This window comes from Hyphomicrobium sp. 1Nfss2.1 (assembly GCF_965243865.1).
GTDB lineage: Bacteria > Pseudomonadota > Alphaproteobacteria > Rhizobiales > Hyphomicrobiaceae > Hyphomicrobium_A.
Genome location: NZ_OZ251603.1, coordinates 1,597,619 through 1,617,680, shown reverse-complemented (window position 1 = coordinate 1,617,680; position 20,062 = coordinate 1,597,619). Strand labels below are relative to the sequence as shown.

At 64.6% G+C, this 20,062-nt stretch carries 20 protein-coding genes; 11 read left to right on the top strand and 9 right to left on the bottom strand.

The window, feature by feature from the left end; genetic code table 11:
- Positions 1 to 33 precede the first annotated feature (33 nt).
- Positions 34 to 606: an orotate phosphoribosyltransferase gene (gene pyrE, locus ACP15D_RS08035; protein ID WP_424957010.1), complete on the bottom strand. Its 573-nt coding sequence runs from the start codon at positions 604 to 606 to the stop codon at positions 34 to 36.
- Between the two features lie 143 nt (positions 607 to 749).
- Between pyrE and ACP15D_RS08030 the strand changes: the two genes are divergently transcribed.
- The 7 genes from ACP15D_RS08030 (at position 750) to ACP15D_RS08000 (ending at position 7,596) form a co-directional block, all read left to right on the top strand.
- The gene (locus ACP15D_RS08030; RefSeq protein ID WP_424957009.1) at positions 750 to 2,531 is read left to right on the top strand and encodes an ArnT family glycosyltransferase; all 1,782 of its coding nucleotides are present in this window, start codon (positions 750 to 752) and stop codon (positions 2,529 to 2,531) included.
- A gap of 192 nt (positions 2,532 to 2,723) precedes the next feature.
- On the top strand, positions 2,724 to 3,449 hold the full coding sequence (locus tag ACP15D_RS08025) for a TlpA disulfide reductase family protein (protein WP_424957008.1): 726 nt from the start codon (positions 2,724 to 2,726) through the stop codon (positions 3,447 to 3,449).
- A gap of 108 nt (positions 3,450 to 3,557) precedes the next feature.
- A complete protein-coding gene (locus ACP15D_RS08020) occupies positions 3,558 to 4,493 on the top strand; it encodes an HAD family hydrolase (RefSeq protein ID WP_424957007.1) in 936 nt (311 codons plus the stop codon).
- A gap of 348 nt (positions 4,494 to 4,841) precedes the next feature.
- Complete coding sequence (locus tag ACP15D_RS08015; protein ID WP_424957006.1) at positions 4,842 to 5,279, top strand: hypothetical protein; 438 nt, start codon at positions 4,842 to 4,844, stop codon at positions 5,277 to 5,279.
- Positions 5,280 to 5,640: 361 nt separating this feature from the next.
- The gene (locus ACP15D_RS08010; RefSeq protein WP_424957005.1) at positions 5,641 to 6,135 is read left to right on the top strand and encodes a hypothetical protein; all 495 of its coding nucleotides are present in this window, start codon (positions 5,641 to 5,643) and stop codon (positions 6,133 to 6,135) included.
- Between the two features lie 166 nt (positions 6,136 to 6,301).
- Positions 6,302 to 7,306: a tetratricopeptide repeat protein gene (locus ACP15D_RS08005; RefSeq protein WP_424957004.1), complete on the top strand. Its 1,005-nt coding sequence runs from the start codon at positions 6,302 to 6,304 to the stop codon at positions 7,304 to 7,306.
- A 77-nt stretch (positions 7,307 to 7,383) separates the two neighbouring features.
- A complete protein-coding gene (locus tag ACP15D_RS08000; RefSeq protein WP_424957003.1) occupies positions 7,384 to 7,596 on the top strand; it encodes a PspC domain-containing protein in 213 nt (70 codons plus the stop codon).
- On the opposite strand, the gene rsmD is transcribed toward ACP15D_RS08000, so the two are convergent.
- Both rsmD and ACP15D_RS07990 read right to left on the bottom strand, forming a co-directional pair.
- Positions 7,593 to 8,156 carry a 16S rRNA (guanine(966)-N(2))-methyltransferase RsmD gene (gene rsmD, locus ACP15D_RS07995; RefSeq protein ID WP_424957002.1) on the bottom strand — a complete coding sequence of 188 codons (564 nt, stop codon included), beginning with the start codon at positions 8,154 to 8,156 and terminating at the stop codon, positions 7,593 to 7,595. The two genes, ACP15D_RS08000 and rsmD, sit on opposite strands and share 4 nt — an antisense overlap.
- Positions 8,153 to 9,127 carry a pseudouridine synthase gene (locus ACP15D_RS07990; RefSeq protein ID WP_424957001.1) on the bottom strand — a complete coding sequence of 325 codons (975 nt, stop codon included), beginning with the start codon at positions 9,125 to 9,127 and terminating at the stop codon, positions 8,153 to 8,155. The genes rsmD and ACP15D_RS07990 overlap by 4 nt, the downstream gene beginning before the upstream one ends.
- 30 nt (positions 9,128 to 9,157) lie before the next feature.
- Between ACP15D_RS07990 and ACP15D_RS07985 the strand changes: the two genes are divergently transcribed.
- Positions 9,158 to 9,616, top strand: coding sequence for a nucleoside deaminase (locus ACP15D_RS07985; RefSeq protein ID WP_424957000.1), 459 nt, complete (start codon positions 9,158 to 9,160; stop codon positions 9,614 to 9,616).
- A 6-nt stretch (positions 9,617 to 9,622) separates the two neighbouring features.
- Here ACP15D_RS07985 and ACP15D_RS07980 read toward each other — a convergent pair whose 3' ends face one another.
- Together ACP15D_RS07980 and purD are read right to left on the bottom strand one after the other, a co-directional pair.
- Positions 9,623 to 10,606, bottom strand: a complete 984-nt coding sequence (locus ACP15D_RS07980; protein ID WP_424956999.1) for a patatin-like phospholipase family protein — start codon at positions 10,604 to 10,606, stop codon at positions 9,623 to 9,625.
- Between the two features lie 138 nt (positions 10,607 to 10,744).
- Positions 10,745 to 12,028, bottom strand: a complete 1,284-nt coding sequence (purD, locus tag ACP15D_RS07975) for a phosphoribosylamine--glycine ligase (RefSeq protein WP_424956997.1) — start codon at positions 12,026 to 12,028, stop codon at positions 10,745 to 10,747.
- 105 nt (positions 12,029 to 12,133) lie between these two features.
- Between purD and xseA the strand changes: the two genes are divergently transcribed.
- Entirely contained in the window at positions 12,134 to 13,612 is a 1,479-nt protein-coding gene (gene xseA, locus ACP15D_RS07970; RefSeq protein ID WP_424956996.1) for an exodeoxyribonuclease VII large subunit, read from the top strand.
- Between the two features lie 76 nt (positions 13,613 to 13,688).
- Entirely contained in the window at positions 13,689 to 13,928 is a 240-nt protein-coding gene (locus ACP15D_RS07965; protein ID WP_424956995.1) for a DUF2093 domain-containing protein, read from the top strand.
- Here ACP15D_RS07965 and lpxK read toward each other — a convergent pair.
- A complete protein-coding gene (lpxK, locus tag ACP15D_RS07960) occupies positions 13,925 to 14,992 on the bottom strand; it encodes a tetraacyldisaccharide 4'-kinase (RefSeq protein ID WP_424956994.1) in 1,068 nt (355 codons plus the stop codon). The genes ACP15D_RS07965 and lpxK overlap by 4 nt on opposite strands.
- Complete coding sequence (locus ACP15D_RS07955; protein ID WP_424956993.1) at positions 14,982 to 17,012, bottom strand: glycosyltransferase N-terminal domain-containing protein; 2,031 nt, start codon at positions 17,010 to 17,012, stop codon at positions 14,982 to 14,984. The genes lpxK and ACP15D_RS07955 overlap by 11 nt, the downstream gene beginning before the upstream one ends.
- A gap of 263 nt (positions 17,013 to 17,275) precedes the next feature.
- On the opposite strand from ACP15D_RS07955, the gene ACP15D_RS07950 reads away from it, so the two are divergent.
- Entirely contained in the window at positions 17,276 to 17,935 is a 660-nt protein-coding gene (locus ACP15D_RS07950; RefSeq protein WP_424956992.1) for a fused DSP-PTPase phosphatase/NAD kinase-like protein, read from the top strand.
- A 10-nt stretch (positions 17,936 to 17,945) separates the two neighbouring features.
- Here the strand turns inward: ACP15D_RS07950 and ACP15D_RS07945 are convergent, their stop codons facing one another.
- Together ACP15D_RS07945 and ACP15D_RS07940 are read right to left on the bottom strand one after the other, a co-directional pair.
- Entirely contained in the window at positions 17,946 to 19,763 is a 1,818-nt protein-coding gene (locus tag ACP15D_RS07945; protein WP_424956991.1) for an ABC transporter ATP-binding protein, read from the bottom strand.
- The gene (locus ACP15D_RS07940) at positions 19,760 to 20,011 is read right to left on the bottom strand and encodes a DUF4170 domain-containing protein (RefSeq protein WP_424956990.1); all 252 of its coding nucleotides are present in this window, start codon (positions 20,009 to 20,011) and stop codon (positions 19,760 to 19,762) included. Before ACP15D_RS07940 ends, ACP15D_RS07945 begins: the two co-directional genes overlap by 4 nt.
- Positions 20,012 to 20,062: the final 51 nt, after the last annotated feature.

Here is a 20,062-nt window from a genome sequence, read left to right as displayed (position 1 = left end):
CATTAAAACACGTGGTTTGCTTGGTTGGGGGGATTACTTGAAGTCCTCGAGGGTGAGGATAGGCGTCAGGGTGAGGCCGGCGGCGGCGAAGGCTTCGCCGGCGCCTTCCTGGCGGTCGACGACGGTGACGACACCGACGACCTCGGCGCCCTCTGCGCGCACCAGCTCGGCGGCTTTGATCGCGGATCCGCCGGTCGTCGTCACGTCCTCGACGATGACGACGCGCTTGCCCTTCAGGCTGTCGCCTTCGGGCAGGCCTTCGATGAGGCTCTTGGTGCCGTGCTCTTTCGCCTGCTTGCGCACGAAGAAGGCATTGACCGGCGCATTGACGGCGTGGCTAACCGCGGAGACGGCGGAGGCGATCGGCACGGCGCCCATTTCGAGGCCGCCGACCAAGTCGATGTTCTTATCGGCGATAACGCTGAGGATAAGCGAGGCGATGAGGTGGGCGCCTTCGGCGTCGAGCATCGTCGGCTTCATGTTGAAATAGTAAGTAGACGTGCGGCCCGAGGCGAGCTTCACTTCGCGCCCTGAACGGAAGGAGCGCTGCTTGATGATGTCGATGAGACGCGCCTTCTTGGCCGCCTCGGTGCTGTCCGCCGACATTCCGTTGCCCTCCGCTGGGATCCTTTTGCTGGCTTGCGCAATCGCTTAAGTGCGCTATCAGTGTCAAGCCCGCGGGGCCCCGCAGCGGCGATTATCCCTCGGCCCTCAATTGTCCCTCGGCCTTAAGGGCTTGCCAAACGCGCATGACTTCTCTGCCCTCGACCATGGACCGCCTGGAGCGCGACAGTGGCGCGCTATTGAACCGGCTTGCGGCGCAGCCCCGGCTCGCTGCCGCTGCACTACTGCTGTTGGCGCTGGTGACGTACCTGCCGGGGGCGCTGCTACTGCCGCCGGTCGACCGCACCGAGATCGTCTATGCGCAGTCCTCCCGCGATATGCTGAAGCGCGGCGACTATCTCGATGCCACGTTCGAGGGGGAGCGCTTCCAGTTCCGGCCGATCGGCATCTACTGGCTGCAGATCGGTGCGGGGAAGGTTCTCGGTCATAAAGCGCAGCATTGGATCACCACGTATCGGTTGCCGTCGCTGGTCGCGGGCATTCTCGCGGTGCTGGCAATGTGGGCACTGACGCGGCCCCTCCTGGGCGAGCGGCGTGCGATCATCGCGGCGGGGCTGTTCGCGGTGACGCCGATCGTCGCGCTGCAGGCGAGCCTGTCGATCCCGGAAGGGCCGCTGCTGCTTGCCATCGTTGTCGCGCAGTGCGCGCTGTTGCGGCTCTATTGCGCGCTGCCGGGTGACAAGCGCAACGGGGCGTGGCTGGCGGCGCTGTTCTGGGCGGCGCAGGGATTCGGCATTCTGCTCAATGCTCTGGCGGTGCCGATCCTGTCTTTGTCGACGATCGTAGCGCTCTATGCGTTCGACCGGCGCCTCGACTGGCTGAAGCGGCTCAGACCACTGTGGGGTGTGCCGCTGATGGCGGCGATAGCGGCGCCGTGGATCATCGTGCGCGCACACTTCGACGGCGTGCCGTTCTCGGGGCTGTCGTTCGGCGAGCTAATCCGCGCGCTGGGCGGCGCGCAGGACATGAAGTGGAAGGCTGCGCCGCTGACGTTCACGCTGGCGATGCTGCTCGGGTTCATGCCGGGCGCACTCGTCATCGTGCCGGCTCTGCAGGGGATATGGCGGAACCGTGAGCAGGCGCTGGCGCGGTTCCTGTTCTGCTGGATCGTAGGCTACTGGCTGTACCTGGAGCTGATCGCGTCGAAGCCGGCGCTCTACACTGTGCAGGCGATGTTTCCTGCGATGGCTGCTGCGGCCGCGCTGGCGCTGGATCGCGATGGGCGGCTTTCCATCCCCCCGCTAAGCCTGAGGGTGCCGTGGTGGCTGGTGCTGCCGGGAACAATTGCGATCTTCGCCGTGGTGCTCGGCGTGTCGGCCACGATGCCGAGTGCTGCCGTTGTCATGGGCGCGGCGCTGATCACGCTGCTGTTTACGGTTGCGGCGCTGGCGATGGGAACGGGGCGCGCCAACGCGTGGGTGATGACGAGCATTGCGGGGTTCGCGCTATTCGTGTCGTTCACGTTCGGCGTGCTCATGCCGCACATTCAGATGGCCTGGCCGGCGCCGCGCATCGCGGAGGCGATTGCCCCTCTGCGCCGCTGCGTGACTGGGCCCGTGGGCGTCGCCGGATTCCGCGAGCCGTCGACGACATTTGTGCTCGGACACAACGCGGATACCAACGTCGAGACGCTGTCGGGCTGGATGGCAGGCGGCGATGATGCCATCGCCGTGGTCGAGGACCGCTGGCAGCCGAACCTCGCCAAGGCGCTGGAGGCGCGGTTGGCCAAGGCTCCAGCGCGGCTCGGATGCGTCGAAGCATTCAACGTGATGCGCGGGTGCAAGCTGAGCTTCTCGATCTACGCCACCGGGTCGGCGCCGCTCGACGCTAACTGCAAGATCGATGAGCGCTTCGCCTGCCATCATCCGGTGCCGGCCTCGACGGACGAAAGCTCCCGCTGCCGCTAAGCGCCATCGCCGCTAGTCGCTTGGGCGATCGGAGCGGTAGCGCCGGGGCGGCCTTTTGCCCAGGCTGCCGGCCTCTTGCTGCGGCACAGGTCGCCTCTGGGCGTCGTGTCGCTTGAGGGCGCCCATCTAAAGCGCTATGCCGCTTCTCAAGCCAAACCACGCCCAGACATTTACCCCTAGAAAGGTCGCCTCATGGCCGAGACCCAGTTCAATCCCGAGCAGCCGCCCGAGCTCATCGCGTCGCAGTGGTTCAACTCCGAGCCGAAGTCGCTGAAGGAGCTGAAGGGCAAGGTCGTCGTGCTGGTCGCCTTCCAAATGCTGTGCCCGGGCTCGCTGCGCCATTCGCTGCCGCAGGCGGGACGCATCGCACGCGCGTTCTCGCGCGATGAGGTGGAGGTCATCGGCCTGCACATGGTGTTCGAGAACCACAAGGACATGACACCATCGCTGCTGGAGCCATTCCTCAAGGACGAGCACATCGAAATTCCGGTGGCGGTCGATACGGTCGATGCGTCCGGCCTGCCGAAGACGATGGAAGCCTACGGCATGCAGGGCACGCCGACGCTGCTGGTGTTCGATCGTCAGGGACGTCTGCGCCGGCATTATCTGGGCGCGGTGGACGATGTGCGGCTCGGCGCTGAGATCATGGCGCTTTGCATTGAGGACAAGAAAGCGCCGCGCGAAGCTTCGATCGCCATCGAGCAGAAGCTGCACGCCGCGCTGGTCGATCCGAACGAGCATCATCACCACGATCATGCGGGGTGCGGATGCGGGCATGATCACGGTCATGACCACGATCACGATCACGGGCATCACCACCACGCGCACGATCACGACCACGAGGGCGGTTGCTGCGGCGGTCAGGGGAAGCACGAGCACGCGCACGAGCACGGCGAAGGCTGCGGCTGCAAGCACTGACGAGATTTCCCTCTCCCCGCAGGCGGGGAGAGGGGGCTACGCGCGCCTTCAATCCGCCCCCCGAATCGCTGCATGGTCGCGCATGCAAGTCGAGGCGGAGCATCAGCGATGAGCGAGCGCGTGGCGGACGAGGATGTCGTGGCGGAAGCCGCGCCCGAGGCGAAGGCGCCCGAGGTCCACAAGACCAAGGCGACGTTCGACAAGAAAACCATTGCGCTCGTCTATGATTTCGACGGCACGCTGTCGCCGCGGCCGATGCAGGACTACGCGTTCCTGCCGCAGATCGGCATCGACCCCGATGCATTCTGGGCGGAATCGAACGCCATCGCGCGGCGCGAGGGTGCGGACGGCCTCATCTCGTACATGCGCCTCATGTATCAGAAAGCGAAGGCTGCCGGCGTGCGCATCGACCGCGCGGACCTCGTCGCGCAGGGCAAGCACGTGGAGCTGTTTCCCGGCGTCGAGGAATGGTTTGACGAGATCGACGGCTATGTGAAGCTGCGCTCGGAGACGCACGGCATCTCGCTGCGGCACTACATCGTGTCCGCGGGTCTCACCGAGATTATCGAGGGCACGCGCATCTACAAGCGGTTCCACAACGTGTTCGCGTCGGAATACTGGTTCGACGCCTACGACCTGCCGTACCCGAAGCGCGTCATCACCGACACCGGCAAGACGCAATACCTGTTCCGCATCAACAAGGGCATCGAGGACCTCGGCCAGGGCATCAACGAGCACATGGACGAGGGCAAGCGGCCGATCCCGTTCGGCAACATGATCTATTTCGGCGACGGCGATACCGACGTGCCGTCGATGGCGGTGATGCGCAAGAACGGCGGGCACGCGGTGGCGGTGCATACGCCGGGCAAGTCGCGGAAGAAGTGCGTGGAGCTGTTCAAGGCGGGGCGGTGCGATTTCTTCGCGCCGGCGGATTACCGGCGCGGGTCGGATTTGTTCAAGCGCACGTGCCTGTTGCTCGACCGCGTGCTGGCCGACATCCGCGTGCAGGAAGAAGCCTGGCGCCTGGGCCGGGAAGTGAAGTAGGGCGGCGAAAAGATGTCTGGTCTTAGTGAGTCGCTTAGGGCGCAGCGTGCTGTCTCTTTAATTAGGCTTCAAGAGCGAGCTATTGGGATTGTTGCTCGAAGCCTGGATCTGCCAGAACTTTCGCATGACGGACATCCAGGGTTACGGTTTCGTAGCCCCGGCTGGAAGCACTTTTGCCTCCTTAAAGCTATGCGGGCCGTCAGTGGTCTCAATGCGTGTTATCTTCTTTATGATGGTGGTTTCTGCCAGGAACTCCCTGTCATTCTAAGGACTGTCGGTGAATGCACTTCTCAAATCGATTTTGTAATCGCTGGCATTAGAGAGGACGGGTCGCTCGTCGATCGACAGATGAGGCTGGTGGCCGCATATTTTGCGGATTCAGTTCGAGACTCTTCCGGAAGCTCGAAGAAGTTGCCGCTTAGGCAGCATGAGTTCCACGACGGGGCGGGATCGCATACCGAAGAGTTGCTACGGGCTGTCCAAGGGTTCGACCCACCGAAAGTTGGCGAGGCAGCGAGAGCGCTTTCCACCGTCTACAAGATCAACTCCAACTTCGTTCACAGTCGTTATCCGGAAGTGATGGAGATGATAGATGGCAGCCCCCTGAGGATTCATCTTCGCGGGATGAGAGGATCTACAAAGGACCAGGAAAATTTGGATATCCTCGAGGGCTTCGTTTCCACTGTTACAAACGCCCTCCGCTTCATGCTCTTTTATATGCGCCTCTTAGACGAGGTTGAAAAAGATCCCGACCTTCGCACTTGGTACCAGCTTCGGGCGGCTTAACCGCTATTCCAAATCCTATCCCCGGCCGTCACGTCTGCACGTGTCCCTGCCGCATCCCGCCCCTTAGGGGGACAGGCCTGAACAATGACGCGGCGCCTTTAGGGCGCGCTTCCCCTGCTCATTGACATGCCTCGGGGTGATCAGCTTGCGAGCCCGCTAAACTATACAGTGATCAATTGCATCGGCGCTGTGGATTGGGCCGGCGGGGCCCACTTGCCGCGCGCCATTTCGGCTAGGCTCATGCAAGCGATTCTGCGTACCCGCAATGATCTGTGCGGCTGATGCCGCAAGCGCCCTTGTCCTGTCTCTCGTTCCGTTTTGCACCGGCGCCGCCAAGAACGCACCTCGGGAGGCCAATAGAATGTCGAAGCCCGTCCTTGTCGCCCTTATCGCGGCTCTTGCCGTGCCATGCTACGTCGCGCCGGTGTCGGCGAGTGACTACTGGGATTGGAGCATGGGGTCGGGCTCGCCGACGACGCGCACCAAGAAGGCCCGCGTGAGGCACGCCAAGCGCTACAAGAAGGAAGATCCCACGCGCGTCATGGGCTACGTGAAGCGCGAAGACGAAATGAAGACTGCGCGGCCGGAAGTGCAGTGCACCGAGAAAGTGCGCGGGCTCGGCACGCAGTGGATCGGCACCGAAGGCGCAATGGACGCGGCCAAGAAGGATTGGATGGAGCGCGTGCGCTACGACTATGGCGAGTCGTTCCTCGATCTGTCGCACGCAAAGGATTTTGTCTCACGCTGCGGTCGGACCTCGATCGGTGAGACGATGGGGCAGGTGATGTATCGCTGTGAGATCGTCGCGCGCCCGTGCAAGGGTGTGATGAGCGAGACGACTGCGGCGGTGAAGTAATTCTATCTCAGCTGACGAAGACTTCGGGCGGTGTGGGGCAACTCCTCATGCCGCTCTTTTTTTTGTCGATGACGTCTCGATGCACGCTGTTCGATTGATCGCGCGCAAAGCCTGCCGCCTGCGGGGGCCTCTAGGGTTCGCGCAGACATAGATCAGGGAGGCGACGATGACCAAGGTGGGGCCGCACCAAAAGGTGATGTTCGCCGTGCTTGCCACTTGCACGGTTGCCGCGGGGGTGGCGCATGCCGACGTGATCACGGACTGCAAGGCGGCAAAGTCGGGCGAGGTGCGCATTACCGCGTGCAGTCAGATCATCGCGTCGAAGACGGTCGATCGGGCAGTGCGGGCAGAAGCGCTGCGGCGGCGGGCGGATGCCTACGCCGAGCGCGCCGCGCACCGCGAGGCGATCGCAGATTTCTCGGAGGCGCTGGGCATCGAACCAGGCTCCGCAAGTGCTCTGGCGGGGAGAGCGCAGTCGCGGCTGGCCGTCGGCGAGACCGACAACGCGATTTCCGATCTCACAGACGCGATGCGTATTGGCGGGCAATCGGCAGGGCTCTTGATGGCGCGCGGCTATGCGCATCTGCTGAAGGAGAACAGCGACGCTGCGGTGGCCGACTTCACCGCGGTGATTGGTTTGTCGCCGAAGAATGCCAGCGCCTACAACAACCGCGCGCTCGCCTATCGCAAGAAGGGCGATGCCACCAGGGCGCTCGGTGACTACGCAAAGGCGATCGACCTCAACCCGGCGTTTGCGCAGGCTTATGCAAACCGCGGCTATCTCTACGAGGCGCGGGGCGACAAGCTGGCGGCGGTGGCCGATCTTGCCCGCGCGCTGCAGCTCGATCCAGCGCTGACGGGTGCGGCAGCTGGGCTGAAGCGGCTGGGACAACCGGCGGATGTGACATCGGGGAGCGAGCGGCTGATCGCGCGCGGGCGGGAGCTGGCGCAGAAGAATTGCGCGTGGTGCCATGCCATCGGCAAGAAGGGCGAGAGCCCCAATGCGCTTGCCCCGCGGTGGCGGGATTTGTCGGGCCGACATCCGGTGCTGGCATTGCGTGAGCCGCTGTCGCGGGGCATTGCGCGTCCGCACGACGAGATGCCGAAGTTCGAGCTGTCGGACGCGGAGGTCGATACGATCATCGCCTACATCAACAGCCTTTCGCCCTAAAATTCGGGGTCGGAAACTTATAGCCGCTTTGAGCGTTTCCCGGTTAGAATCGCGGGAACGCTTGAAGGAGAGCCTGAATGTCGATCGATGATCCTATGCGGCAGCCGCTGATGCGCGTGCGCCAGGGCAAGTTGATCGGTGGCGTTTGCGGGGGCATCGCCAAGTGGCTGGGGTGGGACCCGACGCTGGTGCGCCTCGGCTATGTGATCCTGTCGGTGCTGTCGGTCGGCTTTCCGGGCGTCATCATCTACATCCTGCTGTGGATCCTGATGCCGCTGGAGCCGGCCTAGGCTTTGGTGAAGCGGGCGATGATGATCTGCGTGTCGCCATAGGTGCGGTGGTCGATCCTGGCAAAGCCGGGCGGCAGCGAGATCAGCGCCCCGGCGCGCTCCTCCAGCACGATCACGGCATCAGGCATCAGCCAATCGCCTTCCGTCAGGGAGATCAGCGCCTTCTCGCCGAGGCCCTTGTCGTAGGGCGGGTCGAGGAAGGCGAGGTTGAAGGGTATCATCGCGCCGATGGGGCCGAGGTCGTCGGCGTCGCGGCGGAAGATGCGCGAGACGCCCGTCAGCCCGAACGCCTCGATGCTGGTGCGGATGAGGGCGCGGGCTTCGGGATCATTGTCGACGAACAGGGCGAAGGCGGCGCCACGCGAGATCGCTTCCAGGCCGAGAGCGCCGGTACCAGCGAAAAGGTCGATGACGCGTGCGCCTTCCAGCGCGAAGCCGTCAACGCCGTGTGCGAGGATGTTGAACAGGCTTTCGCGTACGCGGTCAGCGGTGGGACGGAGGCCTTCGTGTTGCGGCGAGGCGATCGGGCGCCCGCGTAGAGTGCCGCCAACAATTCTCATTCGTCGTCGTCCTTCTCAGGCTTGTGCGGCTTTCGCTTGTTGCGCGGCTGTTCCTCGTCGGCCGCGTACAGGTTAAGCTCTTCGGCAAGGCGTGCGCCGAGCTGGTCGGCCAGCACGCGGCGCTTGATCAACTCGGCTTCCCCGGGCTTCAAATCGAGCAGCTGGAAGGGCCCATAGGAGATACGGATCAGGCGGTTCACCTCGAGACCGAGATGGGCGAGGATGCGGCGCACCTCGCGGTTCTTGCCTTCGCGCAGAGCCATGGTGAGCCACGAGTTGGCGCCCTGCACAGTGTCGACCGTCGCTTCGATGGGGCCGTAGCGTACGCCTTCGATCTCGACGCCATCTTTAAGCGCTTCGAGCTGCTCCTGGCCGACGCGGCCGTGCGCACGGACCCGGTAACGACGCAGCCAGCCGGTTGAAGGCAGCTCCATGTGGCGGGCTAGCGCGCCGTCGTTGGTGAGCAGCAGAAGGCCTTCGCTGTTGAAATCGAGGCGGCCGACGGAGATGACGCGCGGCATGCCTTCGGGCAGCGATTCGAAGACGGTGGGGCGGCCTTGCGGGTCGTTGTGGGTGGTAACGAGGCCGCGGGGCTTATAGTAGCGCCACAGGCGCGGTGGCTCGGCGGTCGGCAGCGGCTTGCCGTCGACCAGCACCTTGTCCTTCGGACTTACCTCGAAGGCCGGCGTGGTGAGGACGCGGCCGTTGACGTTGACGCGGCCTTGCTCGATCCAGCGCTCAGCCTCGCGGCGCGAGCACAGGCCGGCGCGCGCCATCGCCTTGGCGATGCGCAACGGCTCGTCGGGGCCGGCGGCAGCCTTGGGCTGCGGCCGACGGGGCTTGCCCGTTCCCGCGACGCCCTTGTTGACCGGCTTGCTGTGCGGCTTCTGGGCGGGCTTTGGCCCTGGCTTGCGGTTGCTCCCGCGGCTGGGCTTGCGGTTATCGTGCTTTGCTGGTTTGTCGGCGGACATGGAGCTTTCGAAGCAGTTGAGTTGGCCCTTATGACACCAGAGCGCGATCAGAGCCACATGCTGCGTGCGCTGGCGGAGGCCGAGGCGGCAGCGGCACGTGGAGAAGTACCCGTCGGGGCCGTGGTGGCGGGGCCGGACGGGGCAATTCTGGCCGCTGCGGGCAACCGGACTCGGGAGCTCGCCGATCCTACCGCACATGCAGAGCTGCTGGCGATCCGGGCGGCGTGCGCGATGCTGGGCATGGAGCGCCTGACCGGCTGCGATCTCTACGTGACGCTGGAGCCGTGCCCGATGTGTGCGGCGGCCATCTCGTTCGCCCGCATCCGGCGGCTCTATTACGGCGCTTCGGACCCCAAGGGCGGGGGCGTGGAGAACGGGCCACGCATCTTCAGCCAGACAACCTGCCATCACGCGCCGGAAGTGTATCCCGGGATCGGCGAGGCGGAAGCAAGCCTCGTGCTGAAGAATTTCTTTCTGGCACGGCGCTGAAGCGGGTCAAGCCTTGGGCGTGCGGCGCTTCAGAATCGTTCGCCGCTGGCGCACGTGCTGGTGCGCGGGCGGATGGGCCGGTTGATGCTCGATGGCTTCGGGAAGCGTTTCGGCCTCGAGCAGGCGCGAGAGTTGCGCTTTGACGCGCTCCTTCGCGGGCTCGGCAGCGGCGAGGATTTCATCGAGCTTGAGGAAGTCGAGGATCTGGAAGCGGCTGGTGCCGGCGTCGATGTAGAGATCGGGCTGACGGCTGCGCAGCTTTTCGCGGATGATGGTGCGCTCGAAGATGAAGTTTGCCGCGAACAGTGTCTCCCATGCCTTGGGTACCTCCTGATCGGGGCGACGAACGGGGGCGCCCGATGCGTCGACAGCGACGGTGAGGTCGGCTTCATCGGCGATGATGTCGAAGGGGAGCGGATTGACGAGGCCTCCGTCGATGAGCACGCGTCCATCGATCACCATGGGCTGGAAGATGACGGGCAGCGCCATGCTGGCGGCGACGGCCTGACGAAGCGGGCCCGACGTGAAGACAACCGCCTCCTGCGCATAGAAGTCGGACGCGACGACCTTGAGCGGCGTCGTCAGATGGGCGAAGTCTCGCGAGACACGTGGCGGCAGGATGATGTCGAGGAGTTTTTCGGCCGACAGAAACGCCGGGCGTGGGGCGAGGGCGTTGAGGAAACCGCGGGAGGCGCGCACCCGTGCAGAGTAAAGATCGCGCACGAGATCGAGGCGCTTCTTCAGCACCTCGTAAGTGTGTTCGCGGATCTGCCTGCCGCTGAGACCGGAGGCGTAGGCCGCCGCGAAGATGGCGCCGATCGACGTTCCGGCGATGACCTTGGGGCGAACGCCCAGCTCATCAAAGGCTTCCAGAATGGGGATGTGCGCAAGGCCGCGGGCGCCGCCGCCGCCGAGGGCGAGCGCGATGCTCGGCCCGCGCGAGGCGGTTGCCGGAACGGAGGCCTTCGTGGCGAGCGGAGTATCGGTCATTCGAAAGGTTATGCCTCAGGTGGCGACGTCAGTTCGCATGGTGGTGGCACTGGTTCGTGGCGCGGCATCGGCCGGACAGTAGCGCGAATTGATGCAGCCTTGCACGCTGCTGCCAGCCGCATCGATCATGATGCCAACTCAGACGCCTTCCTTCTCGCGGGCTATGGCGCGCCAGCCAATGTCGTGGCGATAGAAGCCGCCCGGCCAGTCGATGTGGCTGATGGCGTCGTAGGCGCGCGCTTGCGCCTCGCCGACAGTTTTGCCGCGTGCGGTGACGTTGAGGACGCGGCCGCCGTGCGCCAAGAGACGATCGCCATCTTTGCGCGTGCCGGCATGGAAGATCTGGACGCCTTCCACGGCGGACGCAGCGTCGAGGCCTTTGATCTCGGTTCCGACTTCGGGCGATGCAGGATAGCCGTTGGCTGCCATGACAACCGTCAAGGCGGCGTCGTCGTGCCAGCGCAGATCGAAGTTGGCGAGAACGCCGTCGGCGGCGGCAAGCAGCGCGGGAAGCAGATCGGACTTGAGGCGTAGCATCAGCACCTGCGTTTCGGGATCGCCGAAGCGCACGTTGTATTCAATGAGCTTGGGACCGTCGGCTGTGATCATGAGGCCGGCGAACAGCACGCCCTTGAATGGCATGCCGCGCTTCTGCATGGCGGCGACGGTCGGCTCGATGATCTCGCGCATGGTGCGGGTGATCATTTCGTCGGTCATGACGGGGGCAGGCGAATAGGCGCCCATGCCGCCGGTATTGGGACCGGTGTCGCCGTCGCCAACGCGCTTGTGATCCTGCGCGGCGGCAAGCGCCAGCGCGTGCTTGCCGTCGACGAGTGCGAAGAAGCTCGCTTCCTCGCCTTCGAGGAACTCCTCGACCACAACCTCGCTGCCGGCCTTGCCGAAGACACCGGCGAAGCAGTCATCAATGGCGGCTTCGGCTTCGGCGAGCGTTTGCGCGATGGTCACGCCCTTGCCAGCAGCGAGGCCATCAGCCTTGATCACGATGGGCAGCTTCTGGCCGGCGAGATAGGCTTTGGCACTCGCGGCGTCGGTGAAGCGGCCATAGGCCGCGGTGGGGATATCGAATTCGCGGCACAAGTCCTTGGTGAAGCCCTTGGAGCCTTCGAGCGCTGCGGCGGCCTGTATGGGGCCGAAGCACTTGATCCCTGCGGTTGTGAGATCATCTACGATACCAGCGACGAGCGGCGCCTCGGGACCGACGACGACGAGATCGATGGCGTTGTCCTTACAGAAGCGGATGACGGCTGTGTGATCGGCAACGGCGAGCGGCACGCATTCGGCCACGTCCGCAATTCCGCCGTTCCCGGGCGCACAATAGAGCTTCGTTAACAGTGGGCTCGCTGCCAGCTTCCAAGCGAGGGCATGCTCGCGGCCGCCGGAGCCGAGGAGGAGTACGTTCATCCTGCTGCTTCTCTCGAAAGATCGGGGACTTCTGCCAGGGCAGGCCTTGCCTGAGCGCGGACTGATGTATCATCGAATCGGAATGCCACAAACGCCGAGCGAACATTGAGCCAGACAACGATCCAGGGGCAGAGCGGCGGCAATGTCGCCGAGTACACGGTTTCGGAGCTTTCCGGCGCGATCAAACGGTCGCTGGAGGAGAGCTTCGGGTTCGTGCGGCTGCGCGGCGAGATCTCCGGGTTCCGCGGCGCTCACGCCTCCGGCCACTGCTATTTCGCGCTGAAGGACGACAAGTCGAAGATCGAGGCGGTCATCTGGAAGGCGATCTATTCGCGTCTCAAGGTGAAGCCCGAGGAGGGGATGGAGGTCATCGCGCAGGGGCGGGTGACGAGCTATCCGGGATCGTCGAAGTATCAGATCGTCATCGACAGCCTGGAGCCCGCGGGGCTCGGCGCGCTGATGGCGCTGTTGGAAGAACGCAAGCGCCGCTTTGCGGCGGAAGGGCTGTTTGCCGAAGAGCGCAAGCGGGCGCTGCCGTATCTGCCGTATCTCGTCGGCATCGTGACGTCGCCCACCGGTGCTGTCATTCGCGACATGCTGCACGGCTTCACCGAGCGCTTTCCGACGCGCGTGATGGTGTGGCCGGTGCGCGTGCAGGGCGAGACGTGTGCGATGGAAGTTGCGGCGGCGATCACGGGCTTCAATGCGTTCCGGATCGATGGACCGATGCGGCGGCCGGATGTGCTGATTGTGGCGCGTGGCGGCGGCAGCCTCGAAGACCTTTGGGGCTTCAACGAAGAGATCGTCGTGCGCGCGGTGGCGGCGAGCGCGATCCCGATCATCTCGGCGGTCGGTCATGAAACGGATTGGACGCTGATCGATCTGGTTGCGGACGCACGCGCGCCGACACCGACGAAAGCTGCCGAATGGGCCGTGCCGAAGTTTTCCGATCTGGCGCAGAGCACGGACAGCTTTGGCGCGCGGCTCAGCATGGCGGCTCGGCGTGCGCTACAACATTCGCGCACGCATCTGAAAGCTGCTTCGCGCGGGTTGCCGCGGCTCGAAGATCTCCTGGCGATGCCGCGCCAGAGGTTCGATGCGTGCGAGAAGCGTCTTGGGCGCGCGCTGCTCGCCAATACGCGTTCGCACCACACGCGCTACGTGCGCGTCGCCGGGCGCTTCAGTGCGCGGCCGATCATGCAGCGCATCTCGCTGTGCCATGAGCGTGCCGCGGTGCTGCAATCGCGTGCGGCGCAAGCACTCCGCAACGGGGTTGGCAACCGTCGGCGGCAGCTCTCAAGCTTCGATAAGCTGCTCACCACGTTGAGCTATCAGAGCGTGCTGCAACGCGGATTTGCACTGGTGCGGGATGGGGCAGGGCGACCGCTTCGCGGTGCGGCATCTGTGGCGGCAGGTGAGCGCCTGGAGCTTGAGTTCCACGATGGACGGATCGAGGCAGAAGCGCTCGGCGAGGTGGTGTCGGACAAAAAGGGAGCCTCCGCGGCACCTTCGCAAGCGCGACCTAGCCCGGGATTGCGCAAACCGCGCAACCGCGGCGGCAGCGATCAAGGCTCACTCTTTTGAACGAATTCCTGTTGCAATGCTTGACGCGACCGTCGCGATTGGCATTGTGGACGGCTGACATCGGCTAGAGATACGCATGAACAGGATCGACAGGTTCTTCGGCCTCCGCGGAGAGGCGAAGGTGAAGTTCCTTAATGGAGAGTTCCAGGTTCTCTCTCCGGGGGACTTCGTGCGCTGCGCCGTGACAGGCGAGCCGATCATGCTGCCCGATCTGCGCTACTGGAGCGTCGACCTGCAGGAAGCGTATTCGACACCTGAAGCCTCCATGCAGCGCTTTTTAGAACTGCGCGACAAAAAGGCGACCGAAGGGCTTTAAGCCGGCGTCGCTGGCGGTGGTCGATGACGGCGCGATGAGCCCTTCAGGGCTGCCTCGATCAGCGAGTCCAAGCGGCCCAATTCCTTTTCACTGATCTTGACCTCGATCGGCAGCACGCGCGTTTGCGCGGCCAGTTCGGACAGGGCTGTGCTTCCTGACAGTCGTGCGAAATCCTTCTCGGTCGTGACGAGTTGAGCGCCGGACTTGCGTGCCGTCGCGAGGAGTTTCGTGGCATCGGCAGCGGTGAACTGATGATGATCGGCGAAGGAGACGACGTCGGCCAGCGTGCCGCCCAGCTTCTCGAGCAGGCGATAGAAGCGGCGCGGATTGGCGATGCCGGAGAAGGCCAGCAGCGGCGTCTTTGCGATCCACGCGGTGTCACCGGCGGGCACAATGTGTGCGGTAAGGACCGGACCGGGAAAGCCTTGGCGCAGGATGCCGAGCACACTGTTATCGCTGCCGGAGTCGGGCGGATCGCGCACGATGATGGCGTCGACGATACCAAGCTGGAAATCGATCGGTGCGCGCAACGGGCCGGCGGGTATCACCTCGCCGTTGCCGATGCCGCGCTTGCCGTCAACGAGCGCGATGGAGAGATCCTTGGCGAGCGATGCGTTCTGCAGGCCGTCGTCCATGATGACGACGCTCGGCGCTTCGCTGTGGTGTTCGATGGCGATGATGCCGGCGCGGCGGTCCCGAGAGACGAGTGTCGGGGCGACGGCCGAGAGCAGCAGCGGCTCGTCGCCGAATTTGCGCGCAGCGGCGGGGCCATTCTGGACCCACACGGGGCCAGTTTCGCGTCCGCCATACCCGCGCGTCAGGAACACGGGGCGCTCGCCTCGGGCTATGAGATGGCGGGCGATGAAGAGCGACAGCGGTGTCTTGCCGGTGCCGCCGGCGGTGAAGTTGCCGACGCAGATGACAGGCAGGCGTGAGCGATATGGTGTGTGGCGAAGATATCGGCGCTCAGCGAGCCAGCCGTATATGCGGCTCAGCGGCAATAGTGCGCGCTGGCGCATGTCGTCAGCGCCGCCGTACCACCAGGACGGCTCGTCAAGACGCACGCTTCAATCTCTCGTCTGGGAGGTAGCGCAGCAGGGCTTCGACGGTTTTGTCGAGGGCGCCGGACAGCGTGTCGAGCGCGCGAGTTGCGCCATCGCGCATGCTCTGCAGCTCGACGGGGTTGTCGAGCAGCTTCAAGACGGCGGCGGCGATGTCGGCCGACGACTTCACCTCGATGGTGCCTCCGTGACGCAAGAGCGCGCGATAAGCATCGCGGAAATTCTGCCAGTGGGGGCCGGTGAGGACGGCGGCGCCGTGGCGTACGGCTTCGATTGGGTTCTGCCCTCCGCGTTCAACAAGCGAACCGCCGATGAAAGCGATGGGCGCCAGCGCGTAAAGTGTGCCGAGTTCGCCGATGGTGTCGGCGATGTAGATTTCGGTGCGCGGTCCTGGCACGGCTCCGGTGGAGCGCTGGGCAACGGTGAAGCCGAGATTCTTGAGCATTTCCGCGAGCGCGGTGCCGCGCTCGGGGTGGCGCGGCGCGATGATGGTGCACAGCCCTTCGAAGCTGCGTGCGAGCGCGCGATGGGCGACGGCGATGCTTTCTTCTTCGCCTTCGTGCGTGCTGGCGGCCGCGAACACCGGACGGTCGCCGAGCACTGCTTTCAATCGTTCAAGTTCGTTGAGGTCGATCGGGGGCGGCGGGGCGTCAATCTTCAGGTTGCCGACCGAGACGACGTTGCGTGCGCCGAGGGCGGAAAAGCCGAGCGCCATGCGGTCGTTTTGAGCCAGGATGATGTTGAAGCGGCTGAACAGCGGTACGGCCATCGACTTGTTGCGCTGCCAGCGGCGGCGGCTGCGATGCGATAGACGCGCGTTGACGAGAGCTATGGGGATCTCGCGGCGAGACGTTTCGAGAATGAGCGACGGCCAAATCTCGGATTCGGTGAACACGGCAAGGTCGGGTCGCCAATGTTCGAGGAAGCGCGCGGCGTACTCGGGAGCGTCGAGCGGTACGTACTGATGCACGGCGTTGGGGCCGAGGCGGCGCTCGGCCAAGCCGGCGGACGTGACGGTCCCGGTCGTGAGCAAGAAGTGGAGGTCGGGGCGTGCGGCACTCAGCGTTTCGATGAGGGGGAGCACGGCATTGGTTTCGCCAACGCTGGCGGCGTGCACCCAGCACAGCACGCCGGTGGGGCGCGCGATGCTCGCATATCCGAGGCGCTCGCCGCGGCGGCGCGGATCTTCTTTGCCGCTGCGTTCGCGCACTTTGAGGATCAGCGGCGCAAAGGGGCGCAGCATGCTCATGGTGGTGCGGTACGCCTTGAGGCGGAAGTCCGGATCGGCCGGCGGTGCGTCGGGATCGGTCAGGCTCAGCGGCGTTGCGCGGCGAATGTCGGCGCCGACGATCTGATAAGCACGCTTGGTGACAGCGTGGAGAGACCGCTCCACCTGCTGGCGGGCGAACTCGAGCTCGGTTTCGCCAGCGTCGGCGGAGACCCAGATGGGGTCGCCCGCGACGTACGCGATCTTGGAGCCGGGCAGGTTGATCGTCAGGCGGCTCCAGGTGTCGAGCGACCGGAAGCGGGAGCTGGCGACGGCACACGGGACGATCGGGCGGCCCGACAGGCGAGCGATGGTGACGATGCCCTCGCCGGCGCGGCGGGCGGGGCCGGGCGGGACGTCCGCGGTCATGACGAGGGAATAGCCGTCCTTCAGCGAGCGGACAGCTTGCCGCAGGGCATGGACGCCGCCGCGGTCTTTGCGACGGCCACCGGCGCCGGCACCGCGAATCAGTTCCACACCGAGGCGTTCCATGGCGGCGCCGATCAGCTCGGCATCGCCATGGCGGGCGACCATGGCTGCGACCTTGACGTCTGGCCCTGGGCGGAAGCCGGACGTCAGCATGAATTGGCCGTGCCAGACGGCGACGATCAGCGGGTGGTCGACAGCGAGCTTCTGGAGCGCGTTTTCAGGCTCGTAGACGATCTTCGAGGTCCGGCGGACCAGCGAAATCATGCCGGCCAAAGCGCGGCCGGCGAGTTGATTCAGTCTGCGCGTGGTGTCAGGCGAACGTGCCATCCTCTAGGGTGCCTCGGCGCCAGATCGCCTCGTCAATCAAGCGGTTCTCCGCGAACCACTTGCAGGTGGTTCCTATAGCGAATATTTAGCGATGGCAAACTGGGACGTTCGGGCACACACCGACAATTTTGGTGGTTGCCCAGTTACGTGCGGCCCGCGCCCCTAACTTTTTTCAGCGGACGTTAATGGCCGGATTGGTGAAGCGGGCGAAACGCTCCTGGCGGCGCGTTGGACGGGGGGCTCGCCAGCGGTTTGTGCGCGCCATGCCGTCGTGGCTGCGGCACCGGGCGCTGGCGCCTGCGTCCTACATCGATATGCTGTTCGTGGATCACGGAATATTCCGGATGGTCTACCTGAACAGCCATCGGATGTCAGCCAACGCCTGGCGCTCGGCCCAGCCGGCGCCGCATCAAATCGGCCGCTTTGCGCGCGCGGGCGTGCGCACAGTGATCAACCTCAGGGGGCCGCGCGAGTGCGGCGGCTACTGGCTGGAGCGGCGCGCGTGCAAGCGGCACGGGCTGAAGCTGATCAACTATCAGATGCGTTCGCGCGCTGCGCCGACCAGGGAAGAGCTGTGGGGAGCCAAGCGGCTCTTCGAGGAGGTCGAGTATCCGGTGCTGATGCACTGCAAGTCAGGCGCCGATCGGGCCGGCATCATGAGCGTGCTGTATCGCCACATTCACGAGGGCGTGCCGATGGAAGAGGCCAAGCGCGAGCTCTCGCTGAAGTACGGCCATATCCGACAGGCGCACACTGGTATCCTCGACTATTTCTTCGAGCGATATCTGGCGGACAACGCCGTGCGGCCGATGCCGTTCTTCGAATGGGTCGATACCGTTTACGATCCCGATGAGCTGCGCAACACGTTCCGCTCCAAGGGCTGGGCGAACCGGATCGTCGACAGCATCTTGGTGCGTGAGTAGCAGCGCTTCGCTACGTCAATTCGGCTACGGGGAGTGGGCCGGTAAGCGCCTGTGAACGCACGAGGCGCGCGTAATAGCCGTCTGCAGCCAGAAGCTCGCGGTGGGTGCCCGTCTCGACGATGGTGCCTTCGTCCATAACGCAGATCAGATCGGCGTTCTGCACCGTCGAGAGGCGATGGGCGATGACGAGGGTCGTCCGGTTCTTGGTGAAGCGCGCCAGGGCTTCCTGCACGAGACGCTCCGACTCGGTATCGAGTGCGCTCGTCGCCTCGTCGAGCAGAAGGATCGGTGCGTCCTTGAGGATCGCGCGTGCGAGGGCCAGACGCTGTCGCTGGCCGCCCGAAAGGCGCTGGCCGCGGTCGCCGATCTCGGTGGCGTAGCCCTGGGGCTGGGCGAGAATGAACTCATGCGCGGCGGCAGCTTGGGAAGCGGCGATGATGGCATCCTGCGGCGCGCCGAGACGGCCGAGCGCGATGTTGGCGCCGATGGTGTCGTCGAACAGGGTGACGTCCTGAGAGACGATAGAGATGGCGTCGCGCAGCGATGCCAGCGTGACGTCGCGGATGTCCTGGCCATCGATGGTGATGCGGCCGCTGCCGACGTCGAACAGGCGCGGCACGAGGTTAAGCACGGTCGACTTGCCCGCGCCGGAGCGGCCGACCAGCGCAACCGTCTTGCCCCCAGGCACGGTAATCGAGAAATCGGAGATGGCCTGGATATCGCCCGCGTCGTAGGCGAACGAAATGTGGTCGAAGCGGATGGCCGCCTTGTCGATGGCAAGGGGTTTGGCGTCCGGCTTGTCGACGATGGCGGGCTTTTCGTCGATGAGGTCGTAATAGCTCTCGGCTGCGGCCAAACCCTCGTTGATGCGGCCGGACAGGTTACCGAGCGCGCGGATGGGCTGGGAAGCCATCAGAAGCGCGGTGATGAAGCCCATGAAGTCGCCGACGGTCGAGATGCCGCTGGCGATGCGCCAATAGGCGAAGGCGATGACGCCGGCGACGGCGATGCCACCGAGAGCCTCGAGCAGGGGATCTATGCGGGCGCGGTTGCGCACGGCCTTCATGCGCAGGTCGTAAACGTCCTCAAAGTTCTTGTTCAGTTGCTCGGTCGCGTAATCTTCGAGGCGGAACGATTTGATGAGGCGAGCGCCGGACAGCTTCTCGGTGAGCTGGGAGGTCATGCCGCCGAGCTCGTTCTGGGTCCGTTTGGCGACGCGGCGCAGACGTTGCGAAAGATGCGCGACGGGAAGCGCGGCGATGGGATAGATGCCAAGGACGATCAGCGACATCACGGGATCGAGATAGATCATCGAAGCGACGAGGGCCACGATGGTCAGCGAATCTCGGATTGCCGTGTTCAGCGCGGCCTGGGCTGCGGTCTGGATGAAGCTGATGTCGTTGGTCAGCTTGGAGACGAGGCGCCCGGGGGTTTCGCGGGCGAGGCGCCCGAAGTCGGAGGTCATCAGGTGCGCGAAGGCCTGCCGCTGCATGTCGGTGGTGAGGCGCATGACAATGCGGCTGGTTTCGACGGTCTGCGCGTAGAGCAGGATACTGCGCAGCATCGTGGCCCCGACGATGGCGCCCAGCACGTAGATCAACATGCCGGACTGGTCCTTCATCAACATGTCGAAGGACGCTTTGATAATCATCGGGTAAGCGCCGGTGATGGCTGCCAGCAGTGCGGTGAGGACCATGGCAGCCGCCAGCTCACGCCAGCGTGGATAGATCCACTCTTTGAGGAAGCGCAGCAGCAGCCCGCGGTTGTGCGCGTCGAGGCCGAGCGCGCCGGAGCTGCCTTTGCCTGGCGTGGCTGGGCGCGGCTTCACGAGGACGCCTTCACGATTGCGTCGTCCGGTTCTAGCAGGCGATGAATGTGCACGACGAAGTAACGCATCATCGCGTTGTCGACCGTGCGCTGCGCGGCTGCTTTCCAGGCGGCGTGCGCTTCGGCGTAGTTGGGGTAGACGCCGACGATGTCGAGATCCTTGAGGTCGCGGAACTCGACGCTATCGAGCGATGTCAGCTCGCCGCCGAACACGAGGTGCAGCAGTTGTTTCGGCGTCTTGTCAGTCATGAAGCGGTATCCCCCGTGCAAAGCTTTGATGATGAGTTACTAACATCGGCC